Here is a 26,200-nt window from a genome sequence, read left to right as displayed (position 1 = left end):
AGGTCCGTTCCTATTGCAGCCAATTTACTCCATGTGCAGCCCCCTAAAAGTGCGCTCCAACAAATATGTTTCGATGGCATCATCATCCGACGAATCTGTGTCGTAGCTTCTCTGAGGACCGACATCACTGCCTCCAGCTTTCGAAAGATACTTCGTAGGCTTGTCTGCCCGCTGCCACGGTTCGTTCTCGTTCTTCGTCCACACATCGGGGTGTTGGTGAGGATCAAGCACCCAGTGGTTACGACCCATGTGAATAAAACCCATTTCCGCCAGACGAGGTTCCACCTCTTCTAAGGCGGGCCGCGACAAGATCAGCGGATGCTCGCCGTCCTCTCGCAGTTGATGTTCTAGCAAGATATCACCGGCGTTCTCGACCAGCGGATGAGTTACCCTAAGATCTACTACGGACGTGATATGGTCGCGTCCAAACTGTTGCTGAAATTGGTCTCCTCTAATCCGAGCCGGGCCTCCGGCTCTCATAAGCCCGACAATTTCGTCTCCCAACTCATAGGCGTAAAACCGTGCTGGCTTACTTGGATCGTAGTAGGTGCCGAGGTAACCTACTGCAACCATTGCTGCGCGCTCTGCCTTCTTGGAGACGAATTCCGAGTACTCTTCTGGGTGCTCGGCGATTTGCCTGATATCGTCGCGCAAAAATCTCTCAACTCCGCGGTCGAAGGTGTCTTGGTCGATTTCTCTAATGGGCGGTTCGGAGGCGAGAGAGTATGAGGCCGCTGGTTCCGATGACGACCCAGCTGCCCCCATGCCTGCAACTGCCTGCGCAAACCGCGGACTATCTCCCGCTTCTGACGAATCGTCAGTTTGGTTACCGCTTGTGAACTGGCTGGATGAGCCAACAATACTGCCATACATCAGACCGCTCTCCTATCGGCAAAGTTGCACCAATTGAGCTCGTGCCGCGCAAGCCCTGCCGATAAGGATAAAATTCCTAGCTGACCACAACCTGTCCATCGCACTCTGCGCTTCCGCGTGACTACCCCACGCAGCCTGCTCGTGAGTTGCAGATACTTCCCGCGACGAACCCCGATTTGTGGGTGGAATCGCACGTCATATTGCTGGCTGCCGATCAGTCGAAGAAACCGACGCTTGAGGATAAAGTGCTGCGCGAGGCGCAGCTCGCCTTCTACGAATACATAGACCTTGGAGACGAGTGGTTGGTGAGCAACGGATATGATCGGCATGACATAGCCGGCGGCCAACCATCACCAGGCAATACTTGCGCTTCAGCTTGCCCGAATTGTCAACCGACGTCGTTCTGGCGCGCCGTCCTCACCATGACTTTACCTGATCACAATTGCGCCTTTCCTCAGCTATATCTCGCCTGCCGCGACAGGACGAGTGTATTCGCTCACGGCCGTTCAGATGCGGCAGGAGTGTGACTCTGGCAGTCGGCCGGGCAAACCCTGGCGCATGCAGCGCAGCCAATGCAGGCGCCTTGATCATTCAAAACCATAATCTTCTTTTCGATCTCATCGTCGTCGAGGTCGACAAGCTCGCCGTCCTCACTGATTCCTTTCAACGTCATGACATCTCGGCCGCATACCTTGAAACAGCGGCCACAGCCGATGCACTTCTTGGCATCGATCGAGGTCAGGTATTGTGGCGTCCAGTCGCGACCGTCTCGCGTCGCAAATGACATGCATTGCCCCTTCAAGTATTTTCCAGCGTTTTCAGCTCGCGAGTCTTGCGCTCGAGTTCCGCGTACACATCGTACGCCTTCTGCGCCACCACCATGATCGACGTCCAATTGATGGGCAATTCCTCCGAAAGGTCGTGCAGATCCATCTTGGCCTGTATCGCCCTGGCGGACACTTTCTTTAGTTCGGCCTTCAGTGCTTCACGATCGCCCATGAGTGAGTATCTCAATAGTTGGCCACGTCTGGAAATTTCCGAATCAGGCCGACCCCCTCGCTGACATATTTATCCCCCTCCTGAGCCAGCCTAACGCAATTATCGAATCCGAAGCGATGCACCTCGCGCAGCTGCTTGTTTACAGCGACCAACCGCCCTGCGATGAGCACTATGCGCCCGAAGCCTTCATGATGCAGCTTCAGAATCGGCTGAGTCATAACACCGGTCTCCCTCTCTACTGAAAGCGCGACCGCATTGAAGAACAGCTCAAGCCGCCACAGTGTATTGGGCTCGGGATCACCGATAATCGGCAAAGCACGCCGCTTGTCCTTGTTCAGGATATAGGGTTCGAGCAGATCAAGATCGCTCTTCCCTTCCCAAGATCCACTGGTATCCTGAGCACGCCAAATTTTGACCAGTTCGATAAGGAATGGTGCGTCGACGACGCTCCCCTGCTGCTCTCTTTTTGAGGTCATGTCATCTCATTCGCCGAACTCAAACGTACGCCGTTGGTCCTTTACAAGGACCTTGCGCAGCCAGGGAGGTGGCGTGCCGTTCAGCACCCGCTCGAGCTTTTCTAGCAACACCGGAATGTTTTCTGGTTTGCTCACCTTGATAGGATGGATTTTGTTGGCCACCACTCGCGCTGCCGCAGCACCACCAATGGCAGTGACGTAAAGGATGGCGCAATCCTTGATTGCCTCGATCTTTGGCGCCAGCTTGTCATCGCTGCCGTCTTCTTTAAGATCGCCCTCAAACTCGATCGCTTCAAGAAACACATGCCCTCCAGGCGCGACATCGTAGATTGCGATGTTCTTTGCCCAACCAAAATGCGCGTCGACGTGCTTCAGGTCCTGAGTGGCAAAAGCGACCTTCATGCAATTGGCCTTTCAGCAGCGCCGGTGGAGCGACGATACTCCGAGCTTTGTGGCAGTCCGGCTGTAGTCCGCCACCTATCGGGCGTAGGACGATCGTTCTCTTCGCGATGCGCGATCACGAGATTTGCGATTTGGAAGATCAGATTGCGGGTACCACGATAGCCCACGGATACTTGGTGGCCCGCGCCAAGTCGATCGAATATCGGAAAACCTATGCGATAGAACGGCACTTTCAGCCGACCCGCCGCTTGCCTTCCATGCGAATGCGTGATCAGCAGGTCACAATGCTTTTTTTTGGCAAGTCCTTCCAGATCTTCGAAGTCGCCAATGAGAACCTCCTTGGTTCTGATCCGCTCGATCACTTCCGACTGAGTGGTCGTCACGGCGACGGTCACCTGCGCGCCCATGTCGTGCAGCATGCAGGACAAATCGAACAGAAGGTCTGGCTCAGCCCCGATCGCGAGCTTGCGACCGCCAATATGGAAGTGCGCGTCCAGCATAGCATCGGCGAGCTGACTGCGCTGGCGTCGATATTTCAAGGGTATCGGGCGGCCGCTGATCTCGCTCAAAAACATCATGAATTCGTCGTTCGGGTACAGACCACACAGCCGCTCGAACACACGAAAAGGCACGCCGGTCTTCGCCTTCATGACCTCAGCCGGGCGCCTCATCTGCGCACCGATTGCAATCGTCCACCCTGCGCGCCCCATGCTCGCGATTTCGTCCACGTCAATGCCGCCGATGGTCGTTGACGTAAACTCGTCGGGGACATGCCCGTCGAGGGATCCCGCCAGGTCGGGGAGGAAGGAGGGGCTCAACCCGAAGTCCTCCAGCAAGACACGGAGTTCATCAAGGTCGCCAGGCGTCAGGTGACACCCCGGCAGAACATTCACCCTCAACCGATCCCGCAGGCCATCTGCGCTGGGCCGGTCCACCAGCACCTCGACGAGGCGTGCAACGGCCTTCTCCCAGCCATCCTGAAACGCGCCCTTGAAATCAGGCGTCGAGACATACACCAGTGGCAACTTTGCGAGTTGCGGATGATTGCTCCGGATTAGCTTGAGGTAGGCATCCACATCGTCGCCATTGGTCTCGGTGACACCGGTCGAGCAGATCCCGATGATCTTCGGCTTGGCGCGGTTAGAGATGTTCAGTATCGCCTGCTCGAGATTCTCATAGCCGCCGAGCACGGTCGCGACCTCGCTCATCGCGGTGGTCTGTAGCGGTATTGCTTCTTTGAAATGCCGCACAAAGAGCGTGAGCCCGAAGGATGTGCACCCCTGGGAGCCATGCAGAAGCGGCATCGCCCCTCGCAGTCCCATGAAGGCGTATGCGCCGCCAATCGGCTGGCTCATCTTCAGCGGATTGACCGCGCAGGCTTTTGTTGACGCCGTGACGAAGGCCATGGCGAGTTCCTACTCTGCCGCCTGTCGGATGTCAGATGGCTCGGACACCAACATATCTTGGACGCACGTTTGACAGCAGCCACCACCCACATTGGTATGCTCTCGTACCGCTGCGACGCTCCTCAGGCCGTGCAAGTAAATTGCATCCTCAGCCACGTCCAGATCACCTCTGTTACACGCGCAGATCTTGTTGGCACTGCGCGCAGTTTCGGCGCGCGCCGGATCGCAGGCGCTTGCGGCCATCGGCGATTGCATCTGCTCCCCCGCCTTGGCCGATGCCTCCCATGGAGCTGGTCGACGCAGCTGCTCCCACATCGGATTGGAGAGCGACTTATCGATCTCCTCCACCAACTTGACCATTCCGGCATAGCCCATATAGGCGTGGCAACGCTCCTGGTTGATATCGAGCCACGGCACCGCCGCCTTCAGCGCGACAAACTGCGACTTGCCGCCTGATAGCATGATGTCCGCTTTTGCGTCCTTCAACATCTTGTACATTTCGCCCGCGGTCATGTCTTCGATCATGTGGACATCATGCCCGATGAGTTCCTTGATGCGCTCCTTGTCTTTCCTGGTCGATTTCTTCACACTGGTTCCGACCAACTCCAGCCCGGCTTGCCGGAGTGCCGCAACGACCGACCATGACTTGACACCGCCCGTCATCAACAAGACTTTTTTGCCCCCGAATCGTGACTTGTACGGCTCGATGGCAGCCCACGCCCGCGCTTCCTCGCGCGCGATCACCGCTTCGGCGCGCCCGAGCAAATCTGTCGGCGCGCCGCGTTCAACTAATAAGCGGGCGAGCTGGCGTAGCGATTCGCTTGAATCCTGAATACCGTAGAACGACCCCTCGAAGAATGGGATCCCGTAACGTTGCTCCATCTTGCGTGCCACGTTGATCATGGACCTTGAGCACACCAACATCGCCGCCCTGGCGCGATGAGATGAAGCTACCTCTCGATACTTACCATCGCCGGATATGCAACAGAGAATTCGCACTCCGAGCTCGTCTAGCAATGGCTTCACTTGCCAGAGCTCTCCCGAAAGGTTGTATTCTCCAATCAGATTGATGTCGTACGGCGTGGTGTAGTCCGGTTCTCGCGTCCCGATCACATAGTCGAGCAAGGCCTCGCCGGCGAGCTTGTTGCCGAGGTTTTTCGAACCGACGAAGCCAGGAGAATTGATCGGGATCACCGGCTTTGCGAATCTTTGAGATGCTGCCTTGCAGACTGCGTTGATGTCATCGCCGATCATCGCCGGGATGCAGGTTTGATAGACGAAGATGGCTTGCGGATCGTACTTGTCGATGATCTCCTTGATCGCTTTGCAAAGCCGCTTCTCGCCTCCAAAAACAATATCGGTTTCGCTCAGATCGGTTGTGAATGCGGTACGCCACAGATCCGAGCCGGACGACGCCGCGCCGCGATTGTCCCAGGAATTGCCCTCGCACGCGATCGGACCATGTACCAAGTGAGCGACATCGGTGAACGGCTGCAGTGCAACCTTCGCGCCATCGAAAGCACAGCCGCCAGCAGCGCTACCCGGCTGCAACTGTCTAGTGCAGCCCTTCCTACGCTCAGCCTCCGACTTACTGCCATTCTTGGCGCAGCCCGGCTCGTCGAACATATTCTGGACCGTGGCCGCTAGTGACCTCATCCTGCTTCCTCTCAGGGCAAATAAATTGCATTCGACCTTCACATGCTCGTGCCATCGTCCTGTGCTTGGGCGATGGCACCTGTAGTTGCTCATCAACGAATGATGTCGAAGCTGTAGTCCGTCTTGCCAAGCGCGTTGGTCTTCTTGTCGATCTCGTCGAAGATCTTGTCCAGGATCTTCACCAGTACATTCAGACCGCCCTGATAGCCCCATACGGGTGAGCGGTGATGGTGATGCCGGTCAAAGATCGGAAAGCCGATGCGGATCAGTGGCGTTCCGGTATCACGCTCGAGGTACTTTCCGTAGGTGTTTCCAATCAGATAATCGACAGGCTCGGTGAACAAGAGCGAGCGCATGTGCCAGAGGTCTCGACCCGGATAGACTTGGCAGCCCTGCCCAAATGGCGAGCTTGCAAGCAGCGCCTGCATTTTTTCCTGCCACGCTTTATTGCCGTTGGTGGAAAGCACATGAATCGGTTCAGCGCCCAGTTCGAGCAGAAACGCAGCCAATCCATAGCAAAGATCCGGGTCACCATAGATCGCGAACTTCTTGCCGTGAACATGAGCGCTGGAGTCGGCGATGGCATCAACCAGGCGACCACGTTCTCGCGCCAGTTGCTCGGGAATCTCCTTGCCGCTGATGCGTGACAACGCGACGATAAAGTCATCCGTTGCGGATAAGCCCACCGGATAGTTGAAGGATACAACGTCCTGGCCGTGCTCCGCCACGAATGTCAGCGTTTTCTCTGTGCACCACTGCTGCATGGAAATAGTCGCCTTGGCGTGAATCGCGTTCGCCGCATCCTCCAGCGTCGTACCACCTTCATACATCCGGAATTCGCCGTCTGTCGGGGTATCGAACACTTCAGAATTGTCGGCGAGAATCGTGTGGTCGATACCCATCAATTCTAAGATGCGCTTGATCTCGCGAAGGTTACCGACGGTATATCCATCGAATCCACCAATGATGTTGATCGCCCCATTCGGTTTGCGCTCCAGCTTCGGGACTGTTCCGGCCTTTCCGTCCCAAAAATGCTCCAGAATGCCCTTGAGCGCATTGTCATAACCAGTGACGTGGCTGCCGACGAACGCCGGCGTGTGGGCGAACGGCACGTCGAAGTCCGCCGGAACCGAGCCTTTTTCTTTCGACGTCTTGATGAAGGCGTTGAGGTCGTCGCCGATCACCTCTGCCATGCAGGTTGTGGAAACCGCAATCATCTTGGGCTTGTACATGTTGTAGCTGTTCGCGAGCCCGTCGGTCATGTTGTTCAGACCGCCGAATACGGCAGCGTCTTCCGTCATTGATGAAGAGACACAGGAGCAAGGCTCCTTGAAGTGCCGCGATAGATGACTGCGGTAATAGGCCACACAGCCTTGCGAGCCGTGGACGAAGGGCAACGTGCGCTCAAACCCAACAGAGGCGAATACGGCGCCAAGCGGCTGGCAAGCCTTGGCCGGATTTACCGCTAGCGCCTCCCGCGCAAAGTTCTTTTCGCGATATTCGGCGGTTTTCGTCCATTCCTTGATACGTTCGACCTCGGCAGGATCGCGAGGATTCTCGAATATCTTCTTCTTGGCCAGCATCTGCTGGTATTCTGGATCGCGGAACAGTTCGACATGATCGAGTACGTGCTCGGCACTTTGCGCCATTGGTGAAATCCTTCACTATCGTCTTGTATCGCCCCGGCTTTCCCAGAGAGCGAGATGAATTGCTCTATTCTGCAGCCTGGAGCTTGGCGCTCGAAGTTTCTTTCCAGGGCGCCTTCGTTTTCTTCCAAACCGGCGAGTTGACGGCCATGTCCATGTCACGCGCAAAGATCGCAAAGCCGTCATAACCGTGGTAGGGGCCCGAATAGTCCCACGAATGCATCTGTCGGAATGGCACACCCATCTTTTGGAAAACGTACTTTTCCTTGATGCCCGAGCCGACAAGGTCAGGCTGGAGCTTTTCGACGAAGCGCTCGAACTCGTAGCCATTGACGTCATCATAGATGAGCGTGCTGTCCTTCACGTAGTGCTGAGCTGTGCGCTGATAGTCGTCGTTGTGACCGAATTCGTATCCGGTGCCAATTACTTCCATCCCTAGGTCCTCATATGCGCCAATAACATGACGCGGACGGAGCCCGCCGACGTACAGCATCACCGTCTTGCCCTCCAGGCGCGGTCGATATTTGGCGATCACCGCATTCACGAGCGGCTCGTACTTCTCGATCACCCGTTCGGCGCCTTCCTTGATCTTGTCGTCGAAATAACCCGCAATCCTGCGCAGCGACTCTGCGATCTTTGAAGGTCCGAAGAAATTATACTCGCACCAGGGGATACCGAACTTTTCTTCCATGTGGCGGGAGATGTAGTTCATTGAGCGATAGCAATGCAGGATGTTGAGCTTTGCTTTCGGCGTTGCTTCGAGCTCTGCCAGCGAGCCGTCGCCGGACCACTGCGCGATCACGCGCAGGCCCATCTCCTCCAGCAGAATTCTTGATGACCACGCGTCGCCACCGATGTTGTAGTCTCCGATGATCGCAACATCGTACGGCGTCGGCTCAAACTTTGGTTTGCCGTCGCCCTCGATGTGGCCGAAAATCCAATCGCGCACCGCATCGTTAGCGATGTGATGGCCTAGTGACTGCGACACGCCCCGGAAGCCCTCACAGCGGACCGGCACGATGGTTTTGCCGCCATATTCCTTGGATTTCGCCCTTGACACGGCCTCAATATCGTCGCCGATCAGCCCTATCGGGCATTCCGATTGGATCGTGATGCCGTTGTTAAGTGGAAACAGCTCTTGAATTTCATCGAGGATTTTGTGCAGTTTTTTGTCTCCGCCGAATACGATATCCTTTTCCTGGAAGTCGGAGGTGAACTGCAGAGTGACGAAGCTATCGATGCCCGTCGTGCCGACGTAATAGTTGCGTCGCGAGCCCCACGAATACTGACCGCAGCCGACCGGGCCATGGCTGATATGAACCATGTCCTTGATTGGTCCCCAGACCACTCCCTTTGACCCTGCATAGGCGCAGCCTCTGATCGTCATCACGCCAGGGATGGATTTGATGTTGGACTTCACCCCGCAGTCTGACTTGCCGGCTTGGTGAACGTTGAGGTGCTTGGCACGCCGTTTCGCGGTTTTTTCCGGATAGACCTTAAGCACCTCCTCGATCAGCTCTTTGTTGCGAGCCCTGATTTCTGCGATGCTCTGGGTCGTGGCGAGACTCATCTGATGTCCTTCAAAGGTTTGCTGTTGCGAGGGCGGCTTCTTGACCCAAGTTTTGCAACCAGCATGCCAGCGTCTCGTCAGCACAAAAAACCGAACAATCAAAGTTGCTTAGCGCGCCTCGTGCGGGAAAAGATGTGTTGTTGCGAATCCGACATCGCACTTTGCGCGGAGAACTCTTGGTTCGGGCCTGTTCGAAAGGGAACAAGGTGGGCTGTGCGTCAAATTCCCTACGCAGCTCTCGAGCGTATTCGACACTGCAGTACTCTGGGATCGAAGGCTGAAGGCGGCTGCAAGGCCGGCGACCGACACAGGCTTGCCACTGCTATCTATGCTTACTGAGACCTACGGGTGCTCGCCTGCTGCAATGCTGGTGAGGTGCGCGATCGCGTCCTCCAGAGCTCTATGCGAGCGGCCTCGCCGCGTGAATGTCGTAGGCTCGCCGAGAGCCGCGCTTGATCCGGGGCACGCACGAGCACATCGATCTCTCCGCGTGCATTGAAAAGTCCAATGGACCCACGGCACGTTGCCAGCACGCCAAATTGTTGAGCAGCGGCATCGCACAGTACGCCCGCTCCGCTACACCGGCGTAGCCCATGATGGTGGAAATATCATGCGCATGCAACCCTCCATATCAAAACGAAATGATCGGCCCCTCCTCGGCCAGAGTCCCGCTGACGCGCACGAAATTGGTGTCCGCCAGCTTCTCCTGCGCGTAAGCGATTGCCTGCGGATCTGCAGTGCAATCGATAGCCGCGCCTAGAGCGATGGCTTCGGCGATCGGCTGCGTACCCGCTTCGAACCGGCGTGGCGGATCGCCATAAATGGCACCGCAACGCGAGACCTCGCGGATCATGTCCCCACGGCCATTAAAGGGCGGCATCGATGCCGGATGCGCAGACTTGCCGTAAGCACACCAATCAGCCGGACCAGACAGTTGTGGCCGGTCATGGCGTAGAAATCGCAGTCGATATCGCAGTCTTCGGCGGACGGATGGACGTATCCTAGCGAGCCGTCGACCAGCACCGGATACCGCGGGCATGCGCGTCCCCACCGCGTCTTACACCGGCAACATCGCGCAAGAGCACGCGACATTTGTGTGATTGCAACCATCGTCGTGCGCGGGCTCAGGAGTCGCTCAAAATCACCGAGCAGAAATTGCCGTCACCGACCGCTGGGGGCCCATTTTGTCACTGCGCCAGGAAGCATCGGCCGACGTGTAAGAACTCATACGTCTAACAGACAAATATCAAGCTGACGACAGCGAGCAGAGCGTGGGTTTGCGGGAGAACCACAATCAATTCGCGTTTGCCTTCTTTAAGGACTGGCGGAAATCTACGATTGCTTCTCCATCCTCGAACGAACCGATCATCGAAGTGGCGGCAATCCGCGCGGTTACGCAAGCCACCGCAAACTCGGGCCTGCGACTGAGTAAAACAGGAGATGGATCGAAAACGCGGCGGCTGTCGAGTATCTCCATAAATTCGTGCGGGAGCGCCTCTCATCGGCTACTCCACCTTTGACGGCACGCATGTATCGGGCACCGGGCAAACGACGGCGCATTGCGGCGCGTCAAAATGGCCCTCACATTGGGTACACTGGGACGCATTGATCACATATATGTCATTCTTCAGGCTGATCGCGGCGTTAGGACACTCGAACTCACACGCACCGCAGACGGTGCACTGGGATGCGATTATCTTGTAGGCCATCACTGCGATTCCATGAGCAAAGTGCGGGACAGTTTCTTACTATCAAGTCTTGTGCCAGACAGTTTGAGCTTGGTTTGTCTGAGTATTTTCCATAACGCAAGTCGCTGCCTCGACACGGTGTCGCAGATTGTACAAGGGGCCTGACAGCAGCTTGATCTCGATACTGTGGCGTCCGCATAGCGGGAGTCATCGCCGGTCCGCGCCTCACTGCCAGTCGGAAAGCGCGCGGCGCTCCAGATAAAGTCGCTCCGGAAATGCGCGTCCCCCGGGCACCCGCGGGACGCATTCTCAATTGCCTTGGATTATCCGGCAACACCGGAAATCATAGGCGCCGTATGGGTGAAAGTATATTGTCTTCCCATCGTGCGGGCGACTGAAGCCAGGCGTTCGTCTGGTGATCTTCCGCTTCGCCCCGCGCTAGAAATAAATGCCGGCGGCGCTCAGTGGATCGATGGAGCCAAAAAAAAGGCCACCCGAAGGGGTGGCCTAAGTCAGGGAGGAAACGCCCATGAGGGCCTCTAGGATCAGGCCGCAGCCTGTTCGATCGGTGAGAAGGGTAGCCCGAGGCTCTCGGCCACGGCTTTGTAAGTTAGCCGGCCCCGATGGACGTTGAGACCTGCGCGCAGATGTGCATTTTCGAGTACGGCGGAAAAACCGTTGTTGGCCAGAGCCAAACCGAACGGCAGGGTCGCGTTATTGAGTGCCTGGCTCGAGGTCAGCGGTACGGCACCGGGCATATTGGCTACGCAATAATGAATGACTCCATCCACTTCGTAAGTTGGATCAGCGTGAGTGGTTGGGTGCGATGTCTCAAAGCAGCCGCCCTGATCGATAGCGACGTCCACGAGCACCGCCCTCTTGCGCATCGAGCTCAGCATGCTCCGGCGGACCAACTTCGGGGCGCTCGCACCTGGGACGAGCACCGCACCAATCACCACGTCCGCCGCAAATACCTCTTCCTCCACGGACTCGATGGTCGAAAACCTGGTGCGAACGCGGCCTTTGAATAGCTCGTCCAGCTCACGGAGCCGGATTATCGAACGATCGATGATGGTCACTTCTGCTCCCAGACCGACCGCCATGCGCGCCGCGTGCGTACCGACGACGCCACCTCCAAGGACTACGATTCGGGCAGGCTGAACCCCGGGCACCCCACCGATCAGCAGCCCTCGCCCGCCTGTACTCCGCTTTAGGGCGCTACCCGCCGCTTCAATCGCAAGCCGACCCGCGACCTCGCTCATCGGCGCCAGCAGTGGAAGACCACCATGCGCATCAGTTACGGTCTCATAGGCGATCGCGGTGCATCCAGATTTCAAGAGGCCGGCAGCTTGATCCGGGTCCGGGGCCAGATGCAAATAGGTGAATAGGATGTGATCCTCGCGCAGCTGGGACCATTCGGCCGGCTGAGGCTCCTTAACCTTTACGATCATCTCGCTCGATGCGAATACCTCAGCCGCGGAAGTTAGAATCGTTGCGCCAGCATTGCGATAATCGTCATCGGTTGCGCCAATGCCAGCGCCGGCATCAGTCTCGATCATCACGCGGTGGCCGGCTGCCACGTATTCTCGGGCAGCTCCAGGGGTCAGGCCGACGCGATATTCGTCCGCCTTGATTTCCTTCGGAACTCCGACCTTCATTTAAAACTCCCTGCCTGACCCGCTCTTTCTATCGGAAGCGTGCAGAGATATCGCGACGCAGCCGACAAAATGGCGCAGGAATTCAGCGATATTTTACAGGCTTCGCAGGATTTCAAACCCACGGGGGGGGGCCGGCAGATCGTGCAGTCCTGTTCGCTGAGCCTAACCGTCGAAAACTGCGCCATAGCGATCAATCGTTCCGAATTACGGTCTCGCCCCGGCAGAAAAGTTAACAACGGTATCCAGCCTCGCCGAACTTCTCACGCTGCAAAGATGGCAAGTTGCCAACTAGGCAGGATTGCCTACCAAGTGATGTGCTTGTCGAGCTGATGGCTAATCACTATTGATACTAATCTCTGCCAAAAAAAACGTTGCGCAGCCTACTCAACAGATCCGAGGCAATTGTTCGCCCCACAGCCAGTCGACGATTCGTCGCCCGCCGAAATCGTTCGTCATCTGAACAAATTTGTGATCGTCAGCCACCGCCTCACCAATATCAGCCGCATTGGACCCGAGCGGGTGCGCCTTCATGGCTGCAAGAACGGCATCGGCCAAATCAGGCGCCACGATCGCAACGAGCTTGCCTTCGTTGGCGACATGGATCGGATCGAGTCCAAAGAGCTCGCAGCTAGCCGCAACCTCAGGCTTCACCGGAATGGTTGATTCCTGCAGAAGAAACCCGAGGTCGGACTGATGCGCAATCTCGTTGAGAGCAGCAGCGAGCCCACCGCGCGTTGGATCCCGCATCACCCGGATGCCGCCACCACCTGCGGCCAGCATGCCCGCTACGAGACTATGCAACGCTGCTGAGTCCGAGACGATTTCGGTTTGAAAAGCGACGTTCTGACGTTTTGACATGATCGCCACCCCGTGATCGCCGAGGCTACCTGACAGCAGCACACGATCCCCGACCCTTGCCTTGTCGGCGGAGAGATCGAGCCCTCCGGCCACCAGCCCGATCCCGGCCGTAGAGATGAACAGACCATCCGCCTTGCCCCGCTCTACGACCTTGGTGTCCCCGGCTATGATGTAAACGCCGGCCCCTCGCGCCGCCGCGCCCATCGAATCCGCGATCGCCTTGAGATCGGAAAACCGGAAACCCTCCTCGATAATGAAGCTGGCTGACAAATAGAGTGGGCGCGCGCCGGACATCGCGACATCATTGATCGTGCCGTGCACAGCCAAGGACCCGATATTGCCGCCGGGAAAGAACAGCGGCGAAACTACATAGCCGTCCGTCGTCATCACCATCCTGCCTGCCGAAACTTCAAACGCCGACTGATCATTGCAACGGGCGAGCCATTCATTACCGAAGGCCTGGTGGAAAAGGCCGGAGATCAGCTGTGCCATGGCACGGCCTCCCGATCCGTGGGAAAGTTCAACGCGTCCGTTCTCCAGGTCGAGGTTGCGTTGATAGGCTTTCACGCTCATGACGTCTGCCTCACCTGCTCATCTCGAACTCGGCCATAGGTCCAATACGCCGCACAAGCGCCTTCTGATGACACCATGCAGGCCCCTATGGGCGTTTCCGGCGTGCAGACATTTCCAAACAACGTGCAATCGACCGGCCGTTTGGCGCCACGCAGGATCGCGTAGCACTCACAGGCCGGATTGTCTGCGACACGCATGTCGTGGATCGCAAAACGCGTCTCGGCGTCGAACTTTGCGTAAGACCGCTTAAGTTTCAGTCCGCTGTTGGGTACGAGTCCAAGCCCACGCCATTCAAACTGCTCACGCAATTCGAATACTTGCGATACCTTCTCCTGGGCGCGCCGATTGCCATCGCGTGTCACTGCACGGCTGTATTGGTTTTCCACCTCATAGCGGCTTTGGTTCACCTGCCGCACCAGCATCAGGATAGCCTGCAGCACGTCGAGGGGTTCGAATCCGGCGACCACGATCGGCTTCTCGAACTGTTCCGCCAGGGGCTCGTAAGGCTGCGTACCGATAATGGTGCTGACATGTGCAGGCCCGATGAAGCCGTCAATGCGGACCCCGCCTGTGTTGCGGATCTTGGGGTTCTCGAGAATGCTGTGCATCGCAGAGGGTGTAAGCACGTGATTGCAGAACACGCTAAGGCCCTCCAACCGCTTGTTCTCGGCAATGCGGATCATGACCGCCGACGGGGGTGCCGTGGTCTCAAATCCGATGGCAAAGAAAACCACCTCACGGCCCGGCGTCTGTTCGGCGAGCCGGATAGCGTCGAGGGTCGAGTAGACCATCCGAATGTCGGCCCCGAGCGCTTTAGCTCGCAACAGGGACTGTCCTTGCGACCCGGGCGCCCGCATCAGGTCGCCGTAGACGCACAGCGTGACCTCTGGTCGCTCGGCGAGCCGGATCGCCATGTCGATACGGCTCGCCGGCAGAACGCAGACGGGACAACCGGGCCCGTGGATCATCCGGACGTTCGCGGGCAGCAGATCTTCCAGTCCGTGGCGGGAGATGGCATGAGTGTGTCCACCGCAAAATTCCATGAACCTGTAGGCTCTTTGTGAACTGACCTCAGCGTCAATCGCACGCGCAAGTCCCTGCGCGATGGTCTTGTCGCGAAATTCGTCAAAATATTTCAAGATCGGCATTCCTGCGCAGCGTTGCCTAGCTCCTGCAGGAGCTCTAACGTGCGTTTGGCTTCTGTCGGATCGATCTTAGCGAGCGCATAGCCGACATGGACTAGGACGCAATCGCCGACGTCAAGCTCGTCGATGAGGGCAATCGATATCTCCAGGCTGATGCCATCGATGGAGACGAGGGCCATTTCGTTGGGCAGAATTTTGACGATCTTTGCCGGAACCGAAAGACACATATCAGGCAGCTGCTCCCCTGGCGGGCGACTGTTGAGCGATCTGTAGAGCGGCAATCCAGGCCTGGCCAAGGCTCAAACCGCCGTCATTGGGCGGCAGCCGCTGCGGCACCAGCGCGGTAAGACCGGCATTGCTGCAACCGCGCGGGATTTTGTCCGCCAGCACCGCGTTCAGGAAGCAGCCGCCGCTCAGAACCACGGTCTTAACGCCGGTTGCCCGCGCAGAGCGCGTGACCCAGTCGACGCAGGCGGCGGCGAACGTGCCATGAAACAGCCCGGCTCCGCCGGCGACGTCAATGTCATCAGCAATCAACCGCGAGAATAGTGCACTAAGCGACAGCACGCCGCCATCAATGGTCCAGCCGGCTTCCAGAATCGCAGTCTGCCGCACTAGCGCTTCGAGCTTCATCGCTGCTTCGCCGTCATAGCTCTGCAAATTCGCAATCCCCAGCAGCGCCGCTGCCGCGTCGAACAACCGTCCCGCACTGGTCGTGGTGGTCCCGCCCGGCTGGTCGAGCAAGTCCGACAGACCCCCGGCTTGCCGATGCGCCGCAAAGCGCTGCCCGATTTCGTTACCCCGGCCGAGCCCGTGTAATACTGCGCTCGCCATGCGCCACGGCTCGCGGGCTGCACGATCTCCACCAGGCATCTGCAGGGGCGCTAAGTGCCCGATGCGTCGGAACCGCGTCCCTTCGCACAACAATAGTTCGCCACCCCAGTTACCGCCCTCGGAGCCAAAGCCATGGCCATCGAGCACGAGGGCAAGCGCAGGCCCCACATGGCCGTGCTCGGCGATCACTGCGGCAGCGTGTGCGTGGTGATGCTGAACCGCGACCAGCGCGCGGCCATTTGCTTCCGCAAACCGGGTCGAAGCCATATCGGGATGCAAATCATGGGCGACGGCGACGGGCTCCACGTCAAGGCTCGATGTGAGGTGTCGGATCGTCTTCTCAAACGCACGGATGCCTTCGGTCGTATTTAGATCGCCAATATGCTGAGAGACGAACGCTTGGTCGTCCCGCGTGACGGTGACGGTCGATTTCAGTGCCCCGCCGACGGCCAGCACGGGCGGGACGGACTTTGCAAGCCGTATCGGTTCGGGAACATAGCCGCGAGCACGGCGAATGAATTGGGCCCGGCCGGCCACCACCGAAAGCACCGAATCATCAGCACGCGTCAAGATATCGCGATCATGGGTCACGACAAGGTCGGCGACCCCCTTGAGCCGCCGCAGCGCCTGCGCGTTATCGATCAGGAGGGGTTCGCCGCAGAGATTTGCACTGGTCACGACGATGACCGGGCCAGACCCCGCACGCGCCTCCGGCGAGCGAAACGCATGGAAGATGAGATGATGCAGCGGCGCTACGGGCAGCATGACACCCACCCGTGATAAACCAGGAGCTATGGCGGGCGCCAGATTGTTGCGCGATGGCAGGAGGACGATAGGACGTGCTATGGATTCGAGCAGCGTAAGCTCAGCCGCGTTCGCCTCCGCGATTTCGCCAACGCGCTCTATCGAATCGACCATAACTGCGAGCGGCTTCTGAAGGCGGAGCTTTCTCCTGCGCAAACGCTGCACGGCGTCCTGATTACGCGCATCGCAAAGAAGCTGATATCCGCCCAGCCCCTTTATCGCCACGATCTGCCCCCCCGCGATTGCCGCGACAATGGCGCTGATCCCATGGCTGAGCCGAGGACCGCATGCCGGACACGCGATCGCCTCCGCGTGAAACCTGCGGCTCGCCGGATCGGCATAGTCGGCCGCGCAGGCGGCGCACAAGCTAAAAGCGCTCATCACGGTATTGCGACGATCGTACGGAAGCCGTTCGGCGATCGTGTAGCGTGGGCCGCAATGGCAGCAACTGATAAACGGGTAAAGGTAATGCCGATTTTCTGGATCGAATAGCTCGCCGAGGCATTGCGGGCAGACCGCGGCGTCAGCAACGATCTGCGTTGACAATTTGCCGACTTCGCTCGTGCCGATGGAAAAGTCCTTCGCCGCGAGCGCCACAGTCTCCCGAACGCAGATGTGGTCGATGCGTGCCAATGAGGGCGCCTCGAGCGGTAAGGCGGCAACAAACTCCGACGCGCGGCGGCCCTCGACCTCGATGATAACACCCTCGGGGCCATTGATGACAAACCCGGCCAATCCGTACCGCATGGCGAGTCCATAAACGTAAGGACGAAAGCCGACCCCTTGCACTGCCCCGCTCACGCGCACGCGCAACCGTGTTCGGTCGCAGGTGGCTTCGGCGCTCATAGCCTTGTGTCCTCTACGATGCGCCTCCGATCGCTCGCCTGCTTATCGATCCAGTCGTAGAGCGCGCCAAAGCCCTCTCCAGTACGAGCCGAAACGACAAGCACGTCGATCTTTGGATTGACGCGTCTGGCGTATTCGACGGTCTTTCCCAAATCGAAATCAAGCAGCGGCGCCAGATCAATCTTGTTGATCAGCATGAGCGACGAAGCGGCAAACATATCAGGATATTTGAGCGGCTTGTCTTCACCTTCCGTAATCGAAAACACTACGATCTTTCGAGCCTCGCCAAGATCGAAGGCAGCGGGACAGATCAGATTACCGACGTTCTCGATGAAGAGAATACCGCCTGTGAGCGGCGGCAAGTGGCGATAAGCCTCGCCAATCATTGCAGCATCGAGATGGCAATTCTTGCCGGTATTGACTTGAACGGCTGGCACGCCGGCCGCCCGAATACGTTCGGCATCGTTCGAGGTCTGCTGGTCGCCTTCAATGACCCCGACCAGCCGCCTACGTTTCAGCTCGGACACAGCGCGGACCAGCAGTGTCGTTTTGCCTGCTCCGGGACTGGACAAAAGATTAAAGACAAGCAGGTCATCGGCAACGAAGAGCGCGCGGTTGACGGCGGCAATCCCATTATTCTTGCCCAGAATATCGCGCTCGATCTCAATGATCTTCTTTCTGCTCATGCCCACGACCCTTAAACCAGCAGAGCCGGCGCCGCCGCTCGGAAGGGCCTGATGATGGGCCGACCGACGACGGTTATAACTATCGCCACCGTGGCTTGAGAGCGGGGGACTTTGGCCCGGCGGCGGAAGGACAGAATGGCCATCGCAATCGTCTTGTACATGGTCAGCGTATCGCGCGTGGCTCTCCGCATCATCCGCCTCCAAGTGCTTGGTCGACGGCGTTCCTTCCGTGCAGCCGCAAACGGTACACATCAATCGATCTCCAGCTCTTTTACTCGCATCTGTTCGCCGGCAATTACCTGCAATTGATAGCTGCCGCAGCAAGGACAGCACTCACCGCGTCGTGAAATTTCGACACTTTTCGAACAGCTCATGCACCAGGCAACGCCCGGTTGTTCGACGATATTAAGAGCGGCGCCCTCGGCAACGGTTCGCGTTGCAGCGACAGCAAAGCAGAACCTGATCGCTTCCGGCGCGGCGTGACTCAGCGCTCCCATCTCTAAACAGACGCTCCGCACCCGCGTAGAGGATCGCTCCCGTACCCTCTCCTCGACGATCTGAATGATCCCAAGACAAATCGCCATTTCATGCATCGCGAACTTCGCGAAAATTGAGGGTGAACCCGACGCACGGATCGAGCGATGCAATCAGTGCGCGCACTTCATCACAGCGTCGTCGAGCCGTCAGCACCGCCCCGTGCAGGTTCCGTACAAGGGGTCCGCGCCGGTGGAAATTCCACTCCGTTGGCGCAAGGAATTCGAAGCGGGATATCCGGCCTTGAGCATCAAGTTCAACCGCGTGATAGAGACGGCCCCTGGCACATTCGACCGCGGCCGCTGCACGGCCGGGCCCTAGCTTATATCTTTCGATGATCCCATGCTCCGCGGCGTCAATCTGAGCGCCGGCCTCGAGCCAGGCACATAGCCGGACAATTTCAACAATTCTGGCCGTCAGCCGCTCGGCCGCACCGAACGGTCTCAGCAAGAGCGGATCCCGGATCATTTGGCGCGCCCATGGACCCGTCTCGGGCACATGTCCTTCGAGATCGGGACAGTCGCAAAACGTCGAGTCATCTGCGAGCAACCGCTTCGTGATGTTGAGGTCGTCAGCGGCGGACAGGAACGAGTGTCCCGTCGGAGCAGACTTCAGGCCGCCCCCATTAAACGCCGCAACACGACGCGCCAGTGGGCTACCGGACCTGAGCGCGCCCCCCTCATTCGGTACGCCCAGCGCGCCCATCGCAGCGACAATCCGTGCTGTTGCTTCCCGTTGAGGGGGGCCCCAGGCTGGCTGTTCGGAGCGGACAAGCGCTGACAATTCCGACATCAGGGAGCCGATTGCCGCCGCACTGGCGACGTCTCGCGTAAGATGTCCGACAAACAGCCCCCGTACCAAATCTACGATGCGCTCGGTAACGATAAGCGCAATACGATGCTGTTTTGTTGCGAGGGTGATCACTTCGTCGCGCGCGGCTTCGATCGCGGTTAACAATGCGGTTTGCTGCGCAGCCGCACATAACGCGAAGAGCCGCGGCACGACATTGAGCAGTGACGAGGCCGGCTTTCCGGCGAATATCCGCGCCAGCGGCGGCCGGACTCGCGGCAGGATCTCGACCGAGGCGACTACGTCGGCAGCTAGCAATACGCGGACATGGATTTTGTTGCGGGCAGCGACCATCATGCGCAACGCTGCCCCATCATCGCACGCAAGCTATGGCCCATGCACACGCGCTGTCTGCGGGATCCTACCTGACGCCAAATGCCTGAGCGCTTCATGTGAAGTACGCCCTAATGATTTCCTGCAAGCGTTCGGCAGAGTCCTGGAAATCCTCGTCGGCAGCCAACGCAACAATCGGCACGCCCCCAATCTCCACCGTATCAAGGATGATGTTGTCCGTCGAATTGAAGAACTGCACGGACCACACATTCCTAGTCCCGGTCGCCTGCACTCGGCAGGCGCCGTAGCCCCGCAACATGAGATGGACCGGTCCGTTGCCCAAGCTTTGCTGCAGGAATGTCAAGTCGACAATGCTCATTGGTAGCAACGTGAGATTGATCATATGCGCAGCCATGCCAAATCGCCAGGCGCTCGCCCGCTCGCGTATTTCGGCCAGCACCGGTTGAACGTTCATCGCGCCACGCGGCGGCGTGCCAATCACAAGATCGGCGGACGTCAGGTCAGTTGCGGCACGCCGGACAATCTGCGGAATCCCTCCGACCTCAACATATTCGCTTGCCGGCTCGGCCCCGATGCGCACGCGCCAGATTCCTGCAAGCACGGACTCCCGGATTTGCGCCAAACAGCCATCTGGCAGCGCAACCACCCCGGTCACCTCCCCCTCTCCGAGCAATTCGTCAATCAGCTTGCGCTCGACATCGCTGAGATATGCCAGATCGTACAATTGTGTCGGAGCACCGCTTCTCTGACCCCCAACGGCAGCAGCGGCATTTGACAACAGCAAGGTGGCATTCGGATACTTCCTTGCACGTTCGTCGCAATCGCGCCAGACGCGCGTGACGAGCGCACTCGTCGCGGGACGATAAAGTAGATCGAGACATCCAGGCCTAGTCGTAAAGTCGCTCGCCGCCCGGTCGGCGGCGCCGGATACAACGGGGACCGCTGTTTTCACGATGCGATGTTCCATTGTCTGTATTTGCGGGCATTGCCCTTGCCGGCGCCGATGCTGCAGGTGTGTGCCCGATTGAGTGGTCCGGAGATGCGGTTGATCGTGAGCAAACGGGCCGGTATCGTGCTGATTAGGCGGAGTATATCGTGCCTCTGGCATAGGCTCGGCGTCGACGCTCTATGCCGGCCGACTGGTGCGCCACTAGCGCCGCGCGAGGGTACTGCACCTTGCATGCCTGACCGAACAACTTCAGGGAGGAAGAATGCGAACTGGATGATCCGGAGCATATGTAGGAGATGGGCGGCCGACGGCGGCATCACGCTCACCTTCCCGGGAGCGTGCACGGCCAGGCGCGCATCGGCACTGACGCCTTCCACGTCGGACTGAGTGGGTCGTGTCAGACCATGCTGCGCCGGCAACTCCATCACACTTCTTTCTGATAATGTTCGGTTCTGCTAGCAGGCGATTAGCAAGGCGCATGCCAATCACCTTCAGCCGCGGCTCGCGTTCGAACCAACGGCATAGAGCCTGACATTATCCAAGCCAATGTTCCTGCGACCGGAATTCGGGCCGTGAAGAACCCCCATCGGCGCAAGGGAGCGGGGCCGTTAGCGTAGGTGCTCCGGCAATTGCGGCTCGTGACCGATCAAGTCCGCAAAGAAGCGATCGTAGTTCTGACCGTTGAGGCTGGCCTCAAGTCCGTCAAGTGCTTCGGATATCAGCCTTGCTTCATTTTCGTCTAAGAGCCGCACTGCGCTGTCGATATGTACGAGCACCTTGGCTCCTACCGATACATCAGCGAGCAGCATGACGGAAATGCGACGCTGTTCATTGCCATAGTCGCACAGCGCGGTAATACCGTCAGTCTCGACAATCGTCATTGGCAAGCCAAGGCACATGGTCAGTCGCAGGCTTCTAGATCGGCTGCGCTCTCATTTCATAATTCGCATGGTCAATATTGTTCGCCAAAAGCCGTTCGGATGCAGGCAGCGGCGCGCTCCGCGGTTTTGCCGGCGAGTCCCACTGCTCTAGGAGTTCACAAGCGAGTTTAATCGCAGCGGCAATCTGAAAGCGCACCGGCGCGGTCAGCGGACCGCCCCAATTCTCCAGATCCAACGGCTGACAGCCGATAAGAGCGAGCTCTCGCGGGCGGCGTCCAAGCAAATCGGCCGCGCTCAAGACCTCCTGGAAGCCGGTCTGATGCAGGCTCACTTTCTTGGCGCCCGTGAATTTTGGCACTTCGTCATCTCGTACAAGCTTCAACTGCCCGGGCAGCAATCCATAGTCGATAGCATCGAACACGATCAGGCAATCGGCCCGCTCAAGAAAACTGACGAGGTAGAGCCCCTGGGTGCCGCCATCGAGAACGGTGACGTTATCATCGACGTCGTAGCGGCGATGAAACTCCTCGACCGCACGCACACCGAATCCCTCATCGGCCCACAGGATGTTGCCAATGCCGAGTACCAGAATCCGCTTTTTGTCTTTCGGATTGAGCATCCACTTCCCAGTCAATCGCCTAACCCGCGCTCACCTACTTCATAGAAGGGAAGCTGCGGGGCGACATGATGTCTTCCCGGAGCACCGCGGAGATGTGGACCAGCGCGAACATCACGATCACCCATAGGCCGAGATGATGCCAGGTGTGGACGTCCTGGCTATTCGGCCAGAGTGAAAAGACCCAGCCGAACACCTTGTACTGCCAGCTGTCCGTACCGGCACCTTGCCCATAAAGTGCAAAGCCGGTGACGACCATGAATGTGATCGTCTGCGTAAACATGAAGAACATTGCGAGCTGAGCAAGCCGGTTGTGCACGAGGCCCTTCTCAGGCTCAACCGTAAGGAAGGCATACCTGCGAATCTCCCGGTACAATTCCCGCCAAAAGCACCGGCGCCAGAGCGGCACGTAAAAGATTTGTATGGCATCCGCGTTTCCCATCAAAGCCCAGTAGATGCGCAGAAGAAAGCCGACGCTGAGCACATATCCCGCCGAGAAATGAGCAAAGCGGAGATAGCCGAACAGGAAACTGCCGCTTGCCTTTCCCCATATCGCTGGTGTCCCGGTTCCAATAAAATAGCCGGTTAAACTCAGTACGAGAATCGCAGCCGCATTAACCCAATGCCAGAGTCGCACCGGCGCACAAATGTAGGCGACGCCACCGCCCCTCCTTCGAGCAGTCGGTACCGCATCGACGGCGGCAAGAAGCTTCTGAGCCCTGTCCTGCATGGACCTAACGAACTTTGACCGAAGCCATTTCTTGGCCCTCAGCACTCATCACGTGCGTCGAGCAAGCCAAGCACGGATCAAAGGAATGGATGGTGCGCAAGATCTCCAGAGGCCGCTGCGGATCGGCCATCGGGGTACCGATCAGGGAAGCTTCAAAAGCGCCAATATTGCCCTTCGAATCGCGAGGAGATCCGTTCCACGTCGTCGGCACGACACATTGATAATTGTCGATCTTACCGTCCTTGATCTTAATCCAGTGCCCGAGCGCACCGCGAGGCGCTTCAGTGAACCCGTAGCCTTTGGCTTCCTTGCGCCAGCTTTCCGGGCTCCACCTGCTGATATTGGCAGTTGCCGTATCGCCCGCCTTGATGTGGATTACGAGCTTATCCTGGAAATAGCGCATCTGATGGGCCGCCCACTGGCATTCGAGCGCCCGCGCCGCAGTACGGCCAAGCGTCGAGAACAGCGCAGTCACAGGAAGATTGAGCCCCTTTAGCAGTCTCTCGGCTGGGTCCTTGAACTCGGCTTTGCCTTGCGCATAGCCGAGGATGTATCGCGCCAACGGCCCGACCTCCACGGCGCGGCCGCGCCAGCGCGGCGCTTTGATCCAGGAATATTTGCCGCCTTCGTCGAGTTCCTTAATATCTGTCTTGCTGCCTTTGAGTCTTGGCCCAAGTTCAAAACTCGGCTCGGTAATACCATCCCACGGATGCAGTCCACAGCAATCGCTGGGGTATTTATACCACGAATGCGCGACGAACTCCTGGATCTGTTCGGGGTCACCATGGTCGATCGGCAGTATCTCCTTGAGATTGCCATCAAGAATGACCCCGCGCGGCAGCTTAAGACTCTCGGCGGAACAGTCATTTGCCTTTTCAGGGATGTCGCCATAGGACATCACGCTTTTGCTCGAAAGACCACCGCCGTGGAGCCAGTCCCTATAGAACGAGCAGATCGCGGTAACGTCGGGCAGGTAGACCTGCTCGACGAACTCGATCGAGCGGTCGATGATCGAGGACACAATGTTTAGTCGCTCCATGTTGATCGCGCCCACCGCACCGATTCCCTCGACGTTGATCGCGCACGGCACGCCGCCCACCAGCCAGTTTGGATGCGGGTTCTTGCCACCATAAATAGCTTGGATCTTGACGATCTCCTTCTGAAAGTCGAGCGCTTCCAGATAATGGGCGACCGCCATTAGGTTCGCTTCCGGTGGCAGTTTGTAGGCCGGATGCCCCCAATAGCCATTCTTGAACGGACCGAGCTGACCTGATCCGAAGAATTTGGTCAGCCGGATCTGCAAATCCTTAAAATAGCCCGGAGATGACAGCGGCCAGGGCGAGATAGACTGCGCCAGTGTAGAGGTCGAACTGGGATCGGCCTTGAGCGCGGAGACCACGTCGACCCAATCCAACGCATGGAGGTGATAGAAATGTACGAGATGATCGTGCACGAGCAGGCACAGCTGCATGATGTTTCGGATTGAATTGGCATTCTCCGGAATCGTAATTCCTAGTGCATTTTCAACCGCGCGCACGGAGGTGAGCGCATGGGTGCCGGTGCAGACCCCGCAAATCCGCTCGGTGAACGCCCAGGCGTCACGCGGATCGCGCCCGCGCAGGATGACTTCGATGCCACGCCACATCGTCCCGCTTGAGACCGCATTGCAGATCACATTCTCGGAATTGAGATTGGCTTCGATGCGGAGATGGCCTTCGATCCGCGTCAGCGGATCGATAACGATACGCCTGCCGGAACGATCGAGATTGAACCCATTCGGCGTCTGAACGGCCACCGTCGTCGCCTCCTCAACTTGGCTTGCCTTTGTCGGCTCGGAGATCCGGCCGGTGGGTCAACCGGTTCAGGGCGGTGACCGCCGCATGGGCAGCGACGGTTAGCCCCACCACGCCGGCAGCGGCCATGCCGATCTCGTCGGCGTTCTCTTCAATGCCGAACTGCTTGATAGTTGTAAGTCGGTCGTAAAATGACCCTTTATCCCAGAAGCTGTCCTCGGAGCAGCCGAGGCAGCCGTGGCCGGATTGAATGGGAAATGAAACACCGCCGTTCCATCGAAGTGCCGAACAGGCGTTGTAGGTGGTCGGCCCCTTGCAGCCCATCTTGTACAGGCAATAGCCCTTGCGTGCATTGGTGTCGTCCCACTCTTCGACGAATTGGCCTGCGTCGAAATGGGATCGCCGATAGCACTTATCGTGAATGCGCTCGGAATAAAACATACTTGGGCGCCCTTGGCGATCAAGCTCCGGAAGCTTTCCGAACGTGGTGATGAAAGTCACGAGGCTACTCATGACCTCTGCGACAGGAGGGCACCCAGGCACCTTGATGATCTGCCTATTGGTGATCACCTTATCGATCGGCACTGCGCCAGTCGGATTTGGCTGGGCCGCTTGCACGCATCCCCAGGACGCACACGTGCCCCAAGCGACGATGGCCATTGCCTCTTCCGCCATCGACGTGAGCTTTTCAACGAACGGCTTGCCGCCGTCAATGCAAAACATGCCATCTTCGTTCAACGGGGGATTGCCTTCAACGGCGAGCACATACCCGCCTTTGTACTTGGCACGGGTTTCCTCCAGGATGGCCTCAGCCTGGTGTCCTGCCGCCGCCATGATCATATGGTCATAGTCGAGCGAAATCATCGACAGCAGCGCGTCTTTGATCAAGGGATGGGCCGAGCGGATAAAGCTTTCCGAGCAGCAGGTACACTCGAGCCCGTGCAGCCAGATGACGGGCACACGCGGTTTTGTTTCCAGGGCGTGCGCAATTTTGCTTGCGGTGAGCGGACCAAGTCCCAAGCTCGCGGCCGTCAAACTGCAGAATTTGTGGAAGCTACGACGCGTGATACCCTGGCGTCTGATCACGCTGTAGAACGTTTCCCTTCCGTCACCCATGAAACCGTCCATGCGAGTTGTCGCCCGCCGTTACGAATTGATGACGCTCAGCAAGAAACAGGCCAGCGAAGCGAAACACTTGAAAGATACCAAGCCGCCGCTTCGAGGTCTTCGGATTGTCGAACCCCACCAGCGCCCCCGAAGCTGGAGGATTGATCTGTCAGCTCATGTTGTCTAGTTTTTGAGAGTTGATGTGAGCACTTCAAAAAATCAGCACTATAGTTCACCCTTGCAGGGGACACGCTCCTGCACAACCGCGACATTTGTCATGCCGATCGTTGAATAGAATTGGTTCAGTTGACGGCGCCGCGTTGCCCC

Annotated in this window: 24 protein-coding genes and 1 pseudogene; all 25 read right to left on the bottom strand. The window is 58.1% G+C overall.

Annotated elements, in window-relative coordinates; translation table 11 throughout:
- Positions 1-24: 24 nt before the first annotated feature.
- The 25 genes and pseudogenes from XH80_RS20020 to XH80_RS19900 all read right to left on the bottom strand — a co-directional run bounded on the left by XH80_RS20020 (position 25) and on the right by XH80_RS19900 (position 25,882).
- A complete protein-coding gene (locus XH80_RS20020) occupies positions 25-873 on the bottom strand; it encodes a host specificity protein (protein WP_271600042.1) in 849 nt (282 codons plus the stop codon).
- A 496-nt stretch (positions 874-1,369) separates the two neighbouring features.
- Entirely contained in the window at positions 1,370-1,660 is a 291-nt protein-coding gene (fdxB, locus tag XH80_RS20015) for a ferredoxin III, nif-specific (RefSeq protein WP_271600041.1), read from the bottom strand.
- A gap of 11 nt (positions 1,661-1,671) precedes the next feature.
- The gene (locus tag XH80_RS20010) at positions 1,672-1,872 is read right to left on the bottom strand and encodes a CCE_0567 family metalloprotein (protein WP_271600040.1); all 201 of its coding nucleotides are present in this window, start codon (positions 1,870-1,872) and stop codon (positions 1,672-1,674) included.
- Between the two features lie 11 nt (positions 1,873-1,883).
- Positions 1,884-2,348, bottom strand: a complete 465-nt coding sequence (locus tag XH80_RS20005) for a NifX-associated nitrogen fixation protein (protein ID WP_271600039.1) — start codon at positions 2,346-2,348, stop codon at positions 1,884-1,886.
- 6 nt (positions 2,349-2,354) lie between these two features.
- Complete coding sequence (nifX, locus tag XH80_RS20000) at positions 2,355-2,750, bottom strand: nitrogen fixation protein NifX (RefSeq protein WP_271600038.1); 396 nt, start codon at positions 2,748-2,750, stop codon at positions 2,355-2,357.
- Complete coding sequence (gene nifN / locus XH80_RS19995; RefSeq protein WP_271600037.1) at positions 2,747-4,156, bottom strand: nitrogenase iron-molybdenum cofactor biosynthesis protein NifN; 1,410 nt, start codon at positions 4,154-4,156, stop codon at positions 2,747-2,749. The genes nifX and nifN overlap by 4 nt, the downstream gene beginning before the upstream one ends.
- Before the next feature lie 9 nt (positions 4,157-4,165).
- Positions 4,166-5,812 (bottom strand): nitrogenase iron-molybdenum cofactor biosynthesis protein NifE, encoded by a 1,647-nt coding sequence (gene nifE / locus XH80_RS19990; protein ID WP_271600036.1) that lies wholly within the window; start codon positions 5,810-5,812, stop codon positions 4,166-4,168.
- Between the two features lie 92 nt (positions 5,813-5,904).
- Entirely contained in the window at positions 5,905-7,461 is a 1,557-nt protein-coding gene (gene nifK / locus XH80_RS19985; protein WP_271600035.1) for a nitrogenase molybdenum-iron protein subunit beta, read from the bottom strand.
- A gap of 64 nt (positions 7,462-7,525) precedes the next feature.
- Positions 7,526-9,028, bottom strand: a complete 1,503-nt coding sequence (nifD, locus tag XH80_RS19980) for a nitrogenase molybdenum-iron protein alpha chain (protein WP_271600034.1) — start codon at positions 9,026-9,028, stop codon at positions 7,526-7,528.
- A 631-nt stretch (positions 9,029-9,659) separates the two neighbouring features.
- A pseudogene (locus XH80_RS19975) lies at positions 9,660-10,120 on the bottom strand (aminotransferase class V-fold PLP-dependent enzyme).
- 413 nt (positions 10,121-10,533) lie between these two features.
- On the bottom strand, positions 10,534-10,737 hold the full coding sequence (locus XH80_RS19970; RefSeq protein ID WP_271600033.1) for a 4Fe-4S binding protein: 204 nt from the start codon (positions 10,735-10,737) through the stop codon (positions 10,534-10,536).
- A gap of 524 nt (positions 10,738-11,261) precedes the next feature.
- Positions 11,262-12,374, bottom strand: a complete 1,113-nt coding sequence (ald, locus tag XH80_RS19965; protein WP_271600032.1) for an alanine dehydrogenase — start codon at positions 12,372-12,374, stop codon at positions 11,262-11,264.
- A 384-nt stretch (positions 12,375-12,758) separates the two neighbouring features.
- Positions 12,759-13,805, bottom strand: a complete 1,047-nt coding sequence (gene hypE / locus XH80_RS19960) for a hydrogenase expression/formation protein HypE (RefSeq protein ID WP_271600031.1) — start codon at positions 13,803-13,805, stop codon at positions 12,759-12,761.
- Positions 13,802-14,944, bottom strand: coding sequence for a hydrogenase formation protein HypD (gene hypD / locus XH80_RS19955; protein ID WP_271600030.1), 1,143 nt, complete (start codon positions 14,942-14,944; stop codon positions 13,802-13,804). The genes hypE and hypD overlap by 4 nt, the downstream gene beginning before the upstream one ends.
- Positions 14,941-15,177 (bottom strand): HypC/HybG/HupF family hydrogenase formation chaperone, encoded by a 237-nt coding sequence (locus tag XH80_RS19950; RefSeq protein WP_271600029.1) that lies wholly within the window; start codon positions 15,175-15,177, stop codon positions 14,941-14,943. The genes hypD and XH80_RS19950 overlap by 4 nt, the downstream gene beginning before the upstream one ends.
- A 1-nt stretch (position 15,178) precedes the next feature.
- A complete protein-coding gene (gene hypF / locus XH80_RS19945) occupies positions 15,179-17,434 on the bottom strand; it encodes a carbamoyltransferase HypF (RefSeq protein ID WP_271600028.1) in 2,256 nt (751 codons plus the stop codon).
- On the bottom strand, positions 17,431-18,372 hold the full coding sequence (hypB, locus tag XH80_RS19940) for a hydrogenase nickel incorporation protein HypB (RefSeq protein ID WP_271600027.1): 942 nt from the start codon (positions 18,370-18,372) through the stop codon (positions 17,431-17,433). The genes hypF and hypB overlap by 4 nt, the downstream gene beginning before the upstream one ends.
- Complete coding sequence (gene hypA, locus XH80_RS19935) at positions 18,372-18,713, bottom strand: hydrogenase maturation nickel metallochaperone HypA (protein ID WP_271600026.1); 342 nt, start codon at positions 18,711-18,713, stop codon at positions 18,372-18,374. Before hypA ends, hypB begins: the two co-directional genes overlap by 1 nt.
- Positions 18,706-19,800 carry a hypothetical protein gene (locus XH80_RS19930; RefSeq protein WP_271600025.1) on the bottom strand — a complete coding sequence of 365 codons (1,095 nt, stop codon included), beginning with the start codon at positions 19,798-19,800 and terminating at the stop codon, positions 18,706-18,708. Before XH80_RS19930 ends, hypA begins: the two co-directional genes overlap by 8 nt.
- Positions 19,801-19,891: 91 nt before the next feature.
- Positions 19,892-20,749: a hydrogenase expression/formation protein gene (locus tag XH80_RS19925; RefSeq protein ID WP_442869164.1), complete on the bottom strand. Its 858-nt coding sequence runs from the start codon at positions 20,747-20,749 to the stop codon at positions 19,892-19,894.
- Positions 20,750-21,354: 605 nt separating this feature from the next.
- On the bottom strand, positions 21,355-21,645 hold the full coding sequence (locus tag XH80_RS19920; protein WP_271600023.1) for a HypC/HybG/HupF family hydrogenase formation chaperone: 291 nt from the start codon (positions 21,643-21,645) through the stop codon (positions 21,355-21,357).
- 16 nt (positions 21,646-21,661) lie between these two features.
- Positions 21,662-22,246 (bottom strand): HyaD/HybD family hydrogenase maturation endopeptidase, encoded by a 585-nt coding sequence (locus tag XH80_RS19915; RefSeq protein ID WP_271600022.1) that lies wholly within the window; start codon positions 22,244-22,246, stop codon positions 21,662-21,664.
- Positions 22,247-22,280: 34 nt separating this feature from the next.
- Positions 22,281-22,973 (bottom strand): Ni/Fe-hydrogenase, b-type cytochrome subunit, encoded by a 693-nt coding sequence (gene cybH / locus XH80_RS19910; RefSeq protein WP_271600021.1) that lies wholly within the window; start codon positions 22,971-22,973, stop codon positions 22,281-22,283.
- Between the two features lie 4 nt (positions 22,974-22,977).
- On the bottom strand, positions 22,978-24,768 hold the full coding sequence (locus XH80_RS19905; RefSeq protein WP_271600020.1) for a nickel-dependent hydrogenase large subunit: 1,791 nt from the start codon (positions 24,766-24,768) through the stop codon (positions 22,978-22,980).
- A gap of 13 nt (positions 24,769-24,781) precedes the next feature.
- Entirely contained in the window at positions 24,782-25,882 is a 1,101-nt protein-coding gene (locus tag XH80_RS19900) for a hydrogenase small subunit (RefSeq protein WP_271600171.1), read from the bottom strand.
- Positions 25,883-26,200: the final 318 nt, after the last annotated feature.

Source organism: Bradyrhizobium sp. CCBAU 45384, from assembly GCF_028128665.1.
Lineage (GTDB): Bacteria > Pseudomonadota > Alphaproteobacteria > Rhizobiales > Xanthobacteraceae > Bradyrhizobium > Bradyrhizobium manausense.
This window is presented reverse-complemented; position numbering and strand designations above follow the sequence as displayed.

Bases quoted from the DNA above. Each gene is read 5' to 3' on its own strand.
- XH80_RS20020 (WP_271600042.1), bottom strand. From the start codon at position 873: ATGTATGGCAGTATTGTTGGCTCATCCAGCCAGTTCACAAGCGGTAAC.
- fdxB (WP_271600041.1), bottom strand. From the start codon at position 1,660: ATGTCATTTGCGACGCGAGACGGTCGCGACTGGACGCCACAATACCTG.
- XH80_RS20010 (WP_271600040.1), bottom strand. From the start codon at position 1,872: ATGGGCGATCGTGAAGCACTGAAGGCCGAACTAAAGAAAGTGTCCGCC.
- XH80_RS20005 (WP_271600039.1), bottom strand. From the start codon at position 2,348: ATGACCTCAAAAAGAGAGCAGCAGGGGAGCGTCGTCGACGCACCATTC.
- nifX (WP_271600038.1), bottom strand. From the start codon at position 2,750: ATGAAGGTCGCTTTTGCCACTCAGGACCTGAAGCACGTCGACGCGCAT.
- nifN (WP_271600037.1), bottom strand. From the start codon at position 4,156: ATGGCCTTCGTCACGGCGTCAACAAAAGCCTGCGCGGTCAATCCGCTG.
- nifE (WP_271600036.1), bottom strand. From the start codon at position 5,812: ATGAGGTCACTAGCGGCCACGGTCCAGAATATGTTCGACGAGCCGGGC.
- nifK (WP_271600035.1), bottom strand. From the start codon at position 7,461: ATGGCGCAAAGTGCCGAGCACGTACTCGATCATGTCGAACTGTTCCGC.
- nifD (WP_271600034.1), bottom strand. From the start codon at position 9,028: ATGAGTCTCGCCACGACCCAGAGCATCGCAGAAATCAGGGCTCGCAAC.
- XH80_RS19970 (WP_271600033.1), bottom strand. From the start codon at position 10,737: ATGGCCTACAAGATAATCGCATCCCAGTGCACCGTCTGCGGTGCGTGT.
- ald (WP_271600032.1), bottom strand. From the start codon at position 12,374: ATGAAGGTCGGAGTTCCGAAGGAAATCAAGGCGGACGAATATCGCGTC.
- hypE (WP_271600031.1), bottom strand. From the start codon at position 13,805: ATGAGCGTGAAAGCCTATCAACGCAACCTCGACCTGGAGAACGGACGC.
- XH80_RS19950 (WP_271600029.1), bottom strand. From the start codon at position 15,177: ATGTGTCTTTCGGTTCCGGCAAAGATCGTCAAAATTCTGCCCAACGAA.
- hypF (WP_271600028.1), bottom strand. From the start codon at position 17,434: ATGAGCGCCGAAGCCACCTGCGACCGAACACGGTTGCGCGTGCGCGTG.
- hypB (WP_271600027.1), bottom strand. From the start codon at position 18,372: ATGTGTACCGTTTGCGGCTGCACGGAAGGAACGCCGTCGACCAAGCAC.
- hypA (WP_271600026.1), bottom strand. From the start codon at position 18,713: ATGCATGAAATGGCGATTTGTCTTGGGATCATTCAGATCGTCGAGGAG.
- XH80_RS19930 (WP_271600025.1), bottom strand. From the start codon at position 19,800: ATGATGGTCGCTGCCCGCAACAAAATCCATGTCCGCGTATTGCTAGCT.
- XH80_RS19920 (WP_271600023.1), bottom strand. From the start codon at position 21,645: ATGTGCCTTGGCTTGCCAATGACGATTGTCGAGACTGACGGTATTACC.
- XH80_RS19915 (WP_271600022.1), bottom strand. From the start codon at position 22,246: ATGCTCAATCCGAAAGACAAAAAGCGGATTCTGGTACTCGGCATTGGC.
- cybH (WP_271600021.1), bottom strand. From the start codon at position 22,973: ATGCAGGACAGGGCTCAGAAGCTTCTTGCCGCCGTCGATGCGGTACCG.
- XH80_RS19900 (WP_271600171.1), bottom strand. From the start codon at position 25,882: ATGGGTGACGGAAGGGAAACGTTCTACAGCGTGATCAGACGCCAGGGT.